Raw genomic sequence first — 11153 nt, 5'->3', positions numbered from 1 at the left:
GCTTGCGATCTCTCACGTCTCCAGCACAGGAGTCGAGATCAGCTGCTGCCGAACAGGTTTCCGAGTGATCCGGTTCCCGAGCCCTGCCCGTAGGTGATGATGACGGTGGGTGCCGCGTCCGCCGCAGCGGCGGCGAAGGTCCCGCCCGGCGCGTACGACGAGCCACCACCCCCACCGCCACCGCCGTAGTTGTCGGCGCCGCCGCCGCCTCCGAACCAGCCGCCGCCACCGCCGCCGCTCGCGCCTGCAGCGACGCCTCCGATTCCGGCTTCACCCGGCGAACCGTGCGGGTCACTGCCACCGTTGCCTCCGACGCCACCCGCGACCCCGGTCGCACCGCCGCCGCCTCCTCCGCCGCCGCCCGCTTGGCCGTCGGGTCCACTCGGGGTCAGGTTCCCTGCGCCACCGATGTACGTGTCGCCCGCACCGCCGCCGCCTGCCGCGACGATCTGGCGATCCGTCAGCTCACCTGAGCCGGTGCGAACGTCGGACGCCCCGCCTCCCCCGCCGGCACCGGCACCACCGGCTCCGCCGCCGTTGTATCCAGCCTGCCCGGTGCCGTCACCGCCGTTCCCGCCGACCTGGATGTACAGCGCGTCACCGGCGGCGACCGTCAACCGCCCGGTCGCGACAGCCGCGGCGCCGCCGAGGTTCTGACCACCGTTTCCACCTCTTCCGCCCGTTGCCGTCACCGCCAGGCTGGTAATGCCTTCGGGGACCGTGAACGACTGCGCACTGCCGGTCGAAGTGAACGTGCAGGTCACCTGGGTGCCGGTGCCTTGCACACAACCGGCGGGCAGCGCGGCCGGCGCGGCAACCGCCAGGCTGGGGGCGAGCAGCCCCGAGGCACCGACTACGGCGAGTCCACACATTCCGGTCGTGTACCACCGGCGGCGTGATCGAACGAGATTTGCGGTCAAAGCAGTCTCCTGTCGCAACGCGAGCATGTGAAAGCTGGTCCGAGTGGAGCATTCCACAGCATCCGGCTTCCAGTGGGTATTACGGTCTCCGGGTCGGCTTTCGCACAAAAGCACCAGGTCACGGGCATGGCATACCGCTAATCGGGACCCGCGGTATCGCAATCCGCGTCGAAAGGTCACTATGAAGGTAAGTAGAACTAATTTGTTCCTCTAGGCAACGAGGTATGCACATGAGCGACGCAGCGCCCATCGGTGACGGGATCTTCCAGATTCCGGTGCCGATCACCGACAACCCCCTCGGACACACCCTGGTGTATGCGATGGAATCCCCCGGCGGCCTGATCCTCGTCGACGCCGGCTGGGACGACGACAACGCGTGGGCAGGCCTCACCTCCGGACTCGAGGCCATCGGGCACTCGGTGAAGGACGTGGAAGGCGTCGTCCTCACTCACTTCCACCCCGACCACACAGGTCTGTGCGGTCGCGTCCGGGAAGCCTCCGGGGCGTGGATTGCGATGCACGAATCCGATCACGAGATGTTCGCGCACATGTCGACGAGCCACGATCCGCAGTGGCTGGAGTATCAGAAGGCCAACATGACACGGGCCGGCGCCGCCCCGGCGGACCTCGAGGCGTTCGAGAAGTCCGCGGCGGGGAAGCCGCCGACGGGTCCCGATTCGGCCCCCGACCGTGTCCTCGTCGACGACGAACTCATTGCGCTCACCGGTCGCGGCCTGCGCGCCGTCTACACCCCGGGCCACACCCCCGGCCACATCTGCTTCTACCTCGAAGACGCCGACGTGATGTTCACCGGCGACCACGTCCTGCAGAAGACGACGCCGCACGTCGGCAACTTCGTCTATCCGCTCGAGGAACGCGACGCCCTCGCCGAGTTCATGGACTCGCTGCGCCGCGTCCAGACCATGAACATCACTCGGGGTCTCGGCGCGCACGGCATCCCCATCGACGACGTCGCGGGCCGCGCCGGCGAACTGATCGAACACCACGAAGAGCGACTCGACCACCTGTACAAGGCTTTCGGCGACGACCAGATCACCGTGTGGCAGGTCGCCGAGCGCATGAAGTGGTACAAGCCGTGGGCCGACATCTCCCCCATGGGCAAGGGCATGGCGCTGTCCGAGGCAGCGGCTCACCTTCGGCACCTCGTCGCCCGCGACCTCGTCGCCCAGGTTCCCGACAGCGAACCCGCCGTCTTCGCCCGCCGCTGACACATGAGTGGCAAAGCGTGCGCGATGACGCTTTGCCACTCACGTGGGTGGGGTCTGGCTACGCCCGACGTGCGAACTCTGGATATGCCTGTGTCACAACGACCGCGGTCCCATCGGCCTTCAGCGTGGCACCCGTGAACCGAGTTGCACGCCGGTTCAGTTTACCGCTAGCGTGCCGCCCTCGATCGATCGAATTCTGTTCCACAAGATGTATGTTCCTGAGGAATCAGGACGATGCGAGAGTCAGCGCCCGTTCAGGGCACACCGCGACCGCCTCCTCGGCTGCCGCGATGTGCTCCTCGAATACGAGCTCGTCACGGAGGATCACCGGATACCCGGCATCGTCACAGTCTACGACCTCAGGGGAACGGCTGTAACACATACCGTGCCCGGCGCACACCGAGCGATCCACGAGCAGTCGACGCGTGTCGTGCTGCGATTCCGAGTCGTGCGCAGCCATTGACGTCACTCTTCGCCGGTGACCATGGGCGGCGGATTGTTCCCATCCTCCGGGAACATCATCGCCACACGAGACAACGTCCCACCGTCCGTCGTCGGAAGCGTCACACCCGAGATGTACGCCGAATCATCCGACACCAGGAACAACGCAGCACGTGCGTTATCCTTCAGCGACGGCGGTCGCTTGAGCTTGAGCGGAATCGGCGACACTGTCGGATCCCACGGACCTGCCACCTCCTCGTACGACCGACCCACTACTGGCGAACCCGCCGGAGCCAGGAAGTTCGGCGACATTCCGTGCGTCGGCGCGATCGCATTGACACGGATTCCATACTTCCCCAGATCCAAGCTCAGGCCCCGAACCAGTCCGTTTACACCGGCTTTCGTCGCCGAGTAGGCCGCGATGCTGTGGTACGCCGCGAACGACGCCGCCGACGACGTCGCAAGGATCACACCACCACCAGCGGCCCGCAGCGCCGGCACCGCAGCCTTCGCGGTGTAGAACACGCCCGACAAGTTCACACCGATGACGTCCTGCCAGTCAGCGTCGGAGAGATCCTGGAACTCGACCTGCTCACCACCCGCGACCGATGGCACACCACCGCGTGAGACGATGCCCGCATTGGCCCACGCGATATCGAGCTTGCCGAACGCCGCCACCGTCGCCGCCACCGCATCGATCACCTGCTGTTCCACCCGCACATCCGCAGCGACCGCGATCGCCGAACCGCCCTGCTTCTCGACCAGCTCGACCGTGCCCTTCGCACGCTCCGGATCGATGTCGACCACTGCGATCTTCGCGCCCTCCGACGCGAACAACTGCGACGCCTCACGCCCCAGCCCGGACCCGGCACCGGTGATCAGCGCGACTTTACCTTCGAGTTTCATGGAGTCTCCTTAGATCGAATGGCGGAAGATGAATGACGAATGTTGTGTGACAGCAGCTTCCATTCGGAACCCAGCTGTCATGTGCGCGAGATTTCGGACATACGTTTCGTTCTGCGTGAATGAGCTGTAACCTGTCACGCGTGGCAATTCGATTCTCGGCGAGCGATATTCGACCGAAGAATCACTCATCGATGAAGATCGTTGCCGCGCGTGACAACCTGGCTAGTACGCGATGAAAAGGATCTCATCCCGCGAATACTCCATTCCCGGATGCGATTCGGTCAGATGCGCCTGGGTCTTGACCACCAGATCGTCTTCGTCACTGCCGACGACCGATGCGCCACACGGGCAGGTCAATCTCGTCTTCATTCTCATAGTTGTCGCCGTTCTGTGCCTTCCTGGACTCAACGTGAATTCTTCTTGCCGTCAACCTTGATCGTCCTGCCGGTGATGCAGTTCGACCAGGGAAAATCGTGGACCGAGTTGTGGTCAGGCCGGTTCCGCGGCCTTCTCAACGGCCACAGGCGCCTCGATCGGGGCCCGCGTCGTCCGAGGGACCAACGCCACCAGCACCGCGGCGGCTGCTCCGGCGATTGCGAAGGCGTAGTACGCCCAGTTCGCTCCCAGGGCGGAGCCCATGATCAGGCCCGTGAGAATAGGGCCGACGATGCCGCCCAAGCGGCCGAGACCCACCGCGAGCCCGAGCGCCGTGCCACGCGCCGTCGCCGGGTAAAAGACACCGACGAATCCGTACACAGCCGTCGTGGACGAGGCGCAGAATCCGATCAAGAGGACCAACCCGAATACCAGCGCCTGCGCCGGCTGCAGAGTCAGTGCGGCCACAGCGACGGCACCACCGATGAAGCTCACCGAAATCACCGGGCGCGAACCCAGTCGATCCGCCAGACCCGTGATGACGACCATACCGATCCCGCTGCCGAGATTGAATGCGAGCAGGAAGGCAAGCGCGGACCCGAGATCGTAGCCGGAGGACCGCAACATCTGCGGAATCCAGGTGTTCATCCCATACGAGACGAGGAGGCCGAAGAAGGTGATCAGCGGGAACATGATCGTCGCGATCCGGTTACCGGGTGCGAACAGTACCTTCAGTCCCGATTTCGCTTCGGTATCTACGCGTCGCGATTGGTCCAGGGCCATCCCTGATTCGGCACCGGCATCGATCGCGTAACGCTCGGCTAGCGCGCGCGCCTCCTCGTGCCGGCCCTTGCTCGTGAAGAACGCAATCGATTCGGGCAAGTGCCGGAATGCAATCACAAACAGGGCGACGCCGAGGATCCCACCGGCTGCGAACATCACTTTCCATCCGAAGGCTGGAATCATGAGAATCGCCGCAATGGAGACCAGGACACCTCCGATCGGGAAACCGGTCTGGATGACACCGTTGTAAAACTGTCGCCGATCGACCTTGACGTATTCCTGGGTGAGTGCGATCAGGGTGGGGAGTGCACCTCCAAAGCCGAGACCGGCAATCAGCCGGAAGAGACCGAATGATTCTAGATTCGGTGCGATGGAACATAATCCGGTGAACAGGCTGAAGCTCGCAATGCAGGCGAGCACGACGGGTCGCCGACCGATGCGATCCGTGATGTAGCCGGCGAGCATCGCTCCGGCCATCATTCCGAACAGGGACAGGCTTCCGATCAGCCCCGCCGATGCGGTGGTGATCCCCCACTGTTCGCTTTCCAGCAATGTCGGAAGAACCGCGCCGAACATGATGAGGTCGACACCATCGAGGATCGTGATGGCCAAGCAGGTGAGCACCACGGAGCGAGTGCCCGAGACGGCCCTCTCCGTCCCCGGGCCGGACAGCTTCGACATGTTAGTTCCTTCAGGTTTGGGTTATCTGGGTCCGATGGTCGGAAACGTGCAGTGTCGGTGTGCGTATCGGTAATCGAGACAAAACTATTGGGGTGCACACTCGCCGGACCGTCGAGTAGCGATGCCGCGCCGATCGTCCGACACCCACCGCGGTGTGCCGTACCTCACATTGGATTTAATCTAATGGCTATCGGTAGATCGGGCAAGCCCGGGGAAGTTTTCTCATCCCCACCTGCGCGGATCCGCCAACGCCCGGGCCATCCACTGATGAAAATGCTGGTTTGCAATCTCGTTGCGGCCGAAATAGAGCGGCCCGATATCAGTGTTCGACACCGCCTTCTGCAGGCCCTCGTTGACGACCAGATCCTCGTCACGGAGCACGGCCATGAGGATGTTCCAGTTCTTGTCCCACCGCGCCTTCTGCTCCTCGGTCACAGCAGGTTCCCGAGTGAGGAGGCGCATCTGCATGCGAGTCCCCACGGCCACGCCCGGGGCAGGTACAAAGTTGAGAACCTCCAGATGGTCCGGTTGACGCAGCACTGACATGTTGGGCATCAGGAAGTGCGCAACGGTGATATGCCGATCGATCGACACCTCCCCGGGTTCCTCACGACGGACCGTGTCAATGCTCTTGCGTGCCGACACCATACGTCCGTGGCGGCCCATCGGCTGCCAGAATTGTGCATTGTTGTAAAAGTATGGGGCAACAGTTCCGGCATGAGTCGAGGTGATGTGATAGCCGTCGAGGAAGGCGTCCATCAGGACCTTCCAGTTGATGTCTACATCGAAGTTCTCGGCGACATAGCAGGTGTACTTGTCCATCTCCATGGCGGCGAGGGAATCGTCGAACTCGTGACCGAACCACTCGGCTATGTCGATCTTGCGATCACCTGCAGCGGAGTCGATGACCCAGACGAAGCCGTGCCGCTCCTCGACCGGGACCTCCAACAGGCTCATGCAGCTGCGATCGACAGTCCCGTACGTCGGCTCGTCCGCGATCGACCGCAGGCTGCCATCGTTCCCATAGGCCCAGCCGTGATAGCGGCACGAGAAGACTCTCTTCCTGCCCTTGCTGTCGGGCACGAGCCTGGCTCCTCGGTGCCGACAGGTGTTCACGAACCCACGCACTCCCCCGTCGGCCTGCCGAACGAGAACAACTTCGTTGTTAGGCAGCTGGGCCGTCAGGAAGTCGTTCTTCTCGGGCAGTTCGGTGCTGTGCGCTGCGATGATCGGAACATATCCGAACAATTCGGCGCGCTCGCGGGCCGCCAGTTCGGGATCGGTGTAGACCGTCGGATTGATCTCGAGGATGTCCGGTGCCATGTCGGTGGTGCCGTTGTCGATGTGATCGAACATCGCTCGGGCGAACTCCGTCTTCGTCGCCTTATCGTAAGGTAGATCGGCATATAACATCGTGCGCACTCCTTCGGGGGCGTGAGGCCATGCAAGAACGACCTAAAGCTGCAGACTCTTGATTTCGGTAAATTCCTCGAGGCCGAATGCCCCGCCTTCACGCCCGTGACCGGACTGCTTGAACCCGCCGAACGGCGCGGCGCCGTTGAACTTCCCACCATTGACCTCGATCTGCGTTGCGCGCAGTCTGCGCGCAACCGACTTCGCGCGCGCATGGTCAGAGGACCACACGGCGCCGGCGATTCCGAAGATCGTGCCGTTCGCGATCCGGACCGCTTGCTCGACCGTGTCGTACGCAATGATCGACAGCACAGGTCCGAAGATCTCTTCTTGGGCGATCGTCGCCTCCGGGTCCACCTCGGAGAACACGGTCGGTTCGACGAAGAAGCCGGTACGGGCCGGTGCGTCGACCGAGCCTGCAACGAGCTTCGCGCCTTCCTTGACACCCGTTCGGATGTAGCCGAGAACGCGCTCACGCTGAGCTGCGGTGACCATGGGTCCGAGCTTCGTGCCGCCGTCGGTCGGGTCGCCCGGTGCGTATGCAGCGACCGCGGCTGCCGCGAGCTTCTCGGCCTGGGCGAGGCGAGAGCGCGGCACGACCATCCGGGTCTGCGCATTGCAGGACTGTCCGCCGTTCATATAGCAGGCGCGCACGGTGTGCGGCACCGCCTTCGCGAACTCTTCGTCGCTCAGATCGTCGAGCAGCACCGCAGCACTCTTTCCACCGAGTTCGACCGACACTCGCTTCACAGTGCGGGCGGCAAGTTCGAGGATTCGCTTGCCGACCGAGTTCGATCCCGTGAAGCTGACCATGTCGATATCCGGATGCACGGCGATGGCCTCGCCGACGATGGGCCCATATCCATGGACGAGGTTGAACACGCCCGGTGGTATTCCGACCGCATCAACCGCTTCTGCCAGGGCACGGGCCGTAAACGGGGCGACCTCACTCGCCTTGACCACCACTGTGCACCCGGTCACGAGTGCTGCGCCGATCTTGGCGGTGATCTGATGCAACGGGTAGTTCCAGGGCGTAATGCATCCGATCACACCCACCGGCTCACGCACGATCAATGAATTGCGGAGCGGCTCTTCCCAAGCGAAGTCCTCGGCCGCGGTAGCCGCCTCGCGTAGGTCGACTATGCCCAATCCGACTTGCGCCCAACGAGCGACCCTGCGCGGGGTGCCGACCTCGGCGACGACAATGTCGGTGATCTCGTCCTGCCGCCGCTCCAGTTCATCGGCGAGGCGGGAAACAAGTTCCGCGCGTGCGCTCGGCTCAATTCGCGACCACGGCTCCAACGCCCCTTTCGCAGCGGCCACCGCGAGATCGACATCCTCGGCAGATCCAGCGGGGACGTCCCCAATTCGCTCCTCGGTGGCCGGGTTGACCACGTCGATACGTTCATCACTCGTGGAGGTCGTCCACTTACCGTCCACATACAAATCAAAGGTCACGATGGCTCACTCCGCATCATCGGGTAGTTCGAACTCACCGGTAGCTCGAAATGAATGTCCTGGCGGGTCTCATACCCGCAGAGGACTACGCTTGCGCTGAAGTCACGGTTCGTTCCGGACGTTAACAGCCAGCTGGAATTTACCTTAAGGTTGTAGATAACGACATGTCAAGGCGTAACTGAACGGTCGAATGCCGAGAACATCTAGTGCGCAAAGCCTTCGGCAGACCATCAGGGACTGCGGGCGCCTGCTTGCCCGTAGGTTGTCCCGTATTCTCCAGCCGCCACACACCGCTCACGACCCTATGTAGTCCCGCAGGCCTGCGTCAGTCATTGTCGTCGTGGTCCCGCTCATCACACCAGCCAGGAATCCGCGGATCGTTACTACGAAGAGTTCGCGCGACGACCATCTGTTGCCTGCGAGAGCGCGGGTAAGCGTGGGGTGTCTGCGCGGGTCGACATTCGGGAAAATCTCCCTACTGCCGACCGGGTCACGCATGAGTTCGGTAAGAGTTGTTGCGAGTGAAAGTTTTTCCAACCCGTCCAGGATCACCACGTGCAGAGGTGCGGGCACGCCTGCGTCGTCGAGGATTCGAGCGCATCTCTCGTATGTGCTCGTGAGGATGTCGCGCGGAAGGAACTGCACGAGCACGAGCGCCGCATTGGGGTGGCGGAGAATTGCATCTCGGTAGTTGAGACTGAGGTCGACAAACCACTCCACCCAATGGGTGCCCGACGGAAGATCGGGAACGATCGCCTCGGTCATTATCTCCTTCGCCACCTCCGTCATGAGCTCACGGCGATCAGCGAAATGGTGATACAGCGACGATGTGCTTACGTTCAGGTGCTTGGCGACGCGCGGCAGACTGAACGCATCCATGCCTTCGGTGTCGATGATCTCGATGCTTGCAGCGATCGTCGAACTCCGGCTGATCAAAGGCTTTACAGGTCGTCCCATCATTCCCACTTTCGATCGAGAATCGGATCGCCAGCATCCGTCCAATAGCGCTGCGGCAGAATCGTCTCTGTCTCACCCCGTGCTCGGATCCACGATCCCGCCGTACCGGCTCCGGTGGAAAACCAGAGGCTGTGTTGCCGAGTCGGCCCCGAAGGCGAGCATGCCGGCGACTGCAATCAGGTGATCGCCGCCGTCATGCTCCGCATCGAGTGCCACCTCGAACCAGGCCGCAACACCATTGAGGATCGGCGCTCCGCGCTTGGCGGGACGCCACTGCACTCCGTCGAACTTCGGGCCACCCGATTTCGCGAACCGGTCGCTGAGGTCGCATTGCCCCGCAGCGAGTACGTTGATGCAGAACGTGTCGGCGGTGCGAATCGCAGGCCAGCTCGTCGAACGCTTGCTCGGGCACAGCAGCACCTGGGGCGGATTCAGCGACAGTGCAGAGAACGACTGGCAGGTAAAACCCACCGGGTCGTCGCCCACCATCGCCGTCACCACCGTCACGCCGGAACAAAAATGTCCCAAAACATCGCGGAACGCCCGCGTATCCACCACCGGGCGCGCACTGTTGTCCAATCGTGTCGACATATGTCGTCCTCTCATCCACCCGGTGTGATGTGCACTCTGATCTCACCTGCGGGACTGAGCCATCCGCGACGCTCGGCGTACTCGATCATCGCGTCAAATCCGGCCGACCACGAGTCGTCCGCCGCCTGTGTTCCTGCGAGAGCACGAATCGTGTTCGGATCGACGAAGACATGCTCGCCGGACGGTCTGCCGAGGGATGCGAGGTCACCCGCCGAGATACCGTGCTCCGGTTCGGCCGATTCGATATGAAGTGAGCCGAACTCGCCGGCCGCTTCGAGCCGGATCCGCTGCTCACCGGGGGTCCTGTCAACGACGATTCGCACGAACTCCTCCTCTCTCGGTGGTGTGGTGGAACTCAGCTGGCTCGTGGGCGCACCGTCGGGTCCGGGGGGTAGGCCACGGGTTTCGAGAATCGGCAACGCCTCGTCCAACAGCAACCGCACGCATGCATCGCGCGATTCCCCCGCCGTGACGGCCGGGACGACCGTGACGCCGTCGGCAACATCGGCGGCGCGGATGTCCAGGATCAAGCTTGCGAGCCCGCGCGGCGTTCCGACATAGACCATCGTGTCGACACCAACCATGTCCGTATCCGACGGATGTTTGCGTGCCCACGCTGCTTCGGAGCGCGCGGTCCGCGCGTCGGTCGCGATGTGGACGACGACATCGAGCAGCACGTCGACCCGGCCAGCGGATGTCCCGCCTTCTTCGTATCCCGCCCGAATCCACACGCGCTTCCTCTGTGCCTCACGAAGGTCCGGAGCTGTCATCCGGACCGTGTCGAGGGCACCCGGACGCCCGACCAGAACGGTGCTGTCGCCCAACGCCGTCGGTGTCGACAGGTCCAGGGCAACGGTAAGCTGCGTCCAACTCATGACGCCGCCCGCCCCGTGCCAGGGGTCGTCCGTCGCCAGACCAGCGCCGGGGACAACGTGGTGGTGCGGAACACGAGGGGATCCGACGACAGGGTCATGTGGTCACCCGCGAAACGCACAAATCGCTTCTGGATGTCACCAATCCAGTTCGGATACAGCGATACCGCCATCTCGTGCCAGACGACGGAGTTCCCCTCGTCGACGTGGTACGGACCCGAATACGCGAGGTATCCGCCGGCAGCGTTGCTGCGTTCGCTCATCTCACCACTGTGCACATTGGGAGATCGGTACAGGGTTCGGTCGGGACGCATGATCTGCGCCGACATGAACCCGTCTGCCGAGTAGATGATCAGTCCGCTGGCCTTGGGCCCCAGCGGGTAGCCGACCTTGCCCGTGTCGGACGTCGTCGAGTAGTCGACGAGTTCCCAGGACCCGACGATTCGATCGGCGATCGAGACGCCATCGTTATCGGATCGGCTGCCCATGTCCTGCCGTTCGTCGTCAACCACTGCCATGTCCTGCTT

11 protein-coding genes are annotated in these 11153 nt (G+C 63.2%); 1 reads left to right on the top strand and 10 read right to left on the bottom strand.

Annotation, left to right across the window (positions count from 1 at the left end):
* Positions 1-38 precede the first annotated feature (38 nt).
* On the bottom strand, positions 39-872 hold the full coding sequence (locus ACFTZB_RS05150) for a hypothetical protein (protein WP_378430411.1): 834 nt from the start codon (positions 870-872) through the stop codon (positions 39-41).
* Between the two features lie 278 nt (positions 873-1150).
* Between ACFTZB_RS05150 and ACFTZB_RS05145 the strand changes: the two genes are divergently transcribed.
* On the top strand, positions 1151-2149 hold the full coding sequence (locus ACFTZB_RS05145; protein ID WP_378430410.1) for an MBL fold metallo-hydrolase: 999 nt from the start codon (positions 1151-1153) through the stop codon (positions 2147-2149).
* Positions 2150-2375: 226 nt separating this feature from the next.
* Here ACFTZB_RS05145 and ACFTZB_RS05140 read toward each other — a convergent pair whose 3' ends face one another.
* The 9 genes from ACFTZB_RS05140 to ACFTZB_RS05100 all read right to left on the bottom strand — a co-directional run bounded on the left by ACFTZB_RS05140 (position 2376) and on the right by ACFTZB_RS05100 (position 11144).
* Complete coding sequence (locus tag ACFTZB_RS05140) at positions 2376-2609, bottom strand: ferredoxin (RefSeq protein ID WP_378430409.1); 234 nt, start codon at positions 2607-2609, stop codon at positions 2376-2378.
* Positions 2610-2614: 5 nt separating this feature from the next.
* Positions 2615-3496 (bottom strand): SDR family NAD(P)-dependent oxidoreductase, encoded by an 882-nt coding sequence (locus ACFTZB_RS05135; RefSeq protein ID WP_378430408.1) that lies wholly within the window; start codon positions 3494-3496, stop codon positions 2615-2617.
* 489 nt (positions 3497-3985) lie between these two features.
* Entirely contained in the window at positions 3986-5335 is a 1350-nt protein-coding gene (locus ACFTZB_RS05130; protein WP_378430407.1) for an MFS transporter, read from the bottom strand.
* 222 nt (positions 5336-5557) lie between these two features.
* The gene (locus ACFTZB_RS05125; RefSeq protein ID WP_378430406.1) at positions 5558-6748 is read right to left on the bottom strand and encodes an aromatic ring-hydroxylating dioxygenase subunit alpha; all 1191 of its coding nucleotides are present in this window, start codon (positions 6746-6748) and stop codon (positions 5558-5560) included.
* 42 nt (positions 6749-6790) lie between these two features.
* Positions 6791-8206: an aldehyde dehydrogenase family protein gene (locus ACFTZB_RS05120; protein ID WP_378430405.1), complete on the bottom strand. Its 1416-nt coding sequence runs from the start codon at positions 8204-8206 to the stop codon at positions 6791-6793.
* Positions 8207-8500: 294 nt separating this feature from the next.
* Positions 8501-9163, bottom strand: coding sequence for a TetR/AcrR family transcriptional regulator (locus tag ACFTZB_RS05115; protein WP_378430404.1), 663 nt, complete (start codon positions 9161-9163; stop codon positions 8501-8503).
* Between the two features lie 72 nt (positions 9164-9235).
* Positions 9236-9754, bottom strand: coding sequence for a flavin reductase family protein (locus tag ACFTZB_RS05110; RefSeq protein ID WP_378430403.1), 519 nt, complete (start codon positions 9752-9754; stop codon positions 9236-9238).
* An 11-nt stretch (positions 9755-9765) separates the two neighbouring features.
* Positions 9766-10629 carry a hypothetical protein gene (locus ACFTZB_RS05105; RefSeq protein WP_378430402.1) on the bottom strand — a complete coding sequence of 288 codons (864 nt, stop codon included), beginning with the start codon at positions 10627-10629 and terminating at the stop codon, positions 9766-9768.
* Complete coding sequence (locus ACFTZB_RS05100) at positions 10626-11144, bottom strand: lipocalin-like domain-containing protein (protein ID WP_378430401.1); 519 nt, start codon at positions 11142-11144, stop codon at positions 10626-10628. The genes ACFTZB_RS05105 and ACFTZB_RS05100 overlap by 4 nt, the downstream gene beginning before the upstream one ends.
* Positions 11145-11153 lie beyond the last annotated feature (9 nt).

The sequence above is a fragment of the Rhodococcus sp. NPDC057014 genome, assembly GCF_042673295.1.
GTDB lineage: Bacteria > Actinomycetota > Actinomycetes > Mycobacteriales > Mycobacteriaceae > Rhodococcus_F.
The sequence above is the reverse complement of the archived record's forward strand: the minus strand, read 5'-3'. Positions and strand labels throughout refer to the sequence as shown.

Excerpts from the sequence above, each read along its gene's own strand:
- ACFTZB_RS05125 (WP_378430406.1), bottom strand. The coding sequence starts at position 6,748 with ATGTTATATGCCGATCTACCTTACGATAAGGCGACGAAGACGGAGTTC.
- ACFTZB_RS05135 (WP_378430408.1), bottom strand. The coding sequence starts at position 3,496 with ATGAAACTCGAAGGTAAAGTCGCGCTGATCACCGGTGCCGGGTCCGGG.
- ACFTZB_RS05150 (WP_378430411.1), bottom strand. The coding sequence starts at position 872 with ATGTGTGGACTCGCCGTAGTCGGTGCCTCGGGGCTGCTCGCCCCCAGC.
- ACFTZB_RS05105 (WP_378430402.1), bottom strand. The coding sequence starts at position 10,629 with ATGAGTTGGACGCAGCTTACCGTTGCCCTGGACCTGTCGACACCGACG.
- ACFTZB_RS05110 (WP_378430403.1), bottom strand. The coding sequence starts at position 9,754 with ATGTCGACACGATTGGACAACAGTGCGCGCCCGGTGGTGGATACGCGG.
- ACFTZB_RS05145 (WP_378430410.1), top strand. The coding sequence starts at position 1,151 with ATGAGCGACGCAGCGCCCATCGGTGACGGGATCTTCCAGATTCCGGTG.
- ACFTZB_RS05115 (WP_378430404.1), bottom strand. The coding sequence starts at position 9,163 with ATGGGACGACCTGTAAAGCCTTTGATCAGCCGGAGTTCGACGATCGCT.
- ACFTZB_RS05100 (WP_378430401.1), bottom strand. The coding sequence starts at position 11,144 with ATGGCAGTGGTTGACGACGAACGGCAGGACATGGGCAGCCGATCCGAT.
- ACFTZB_RS05130 (WP_378430407.1), bottom strand. The coding sequence starts at position 5,335 with ATGTCGAAGCTGTCCGGCCCGGGGACGGAGAGGGCCGTCTCGGGCACT.
- ACFTZB_RS05140 (WP_378430409.1), bottom strand. The coding sequence starts at position 2,609 with ATGGCTGCGCACGACTCGGAATCGCAGCACGACACGCGTCGACTGCTC.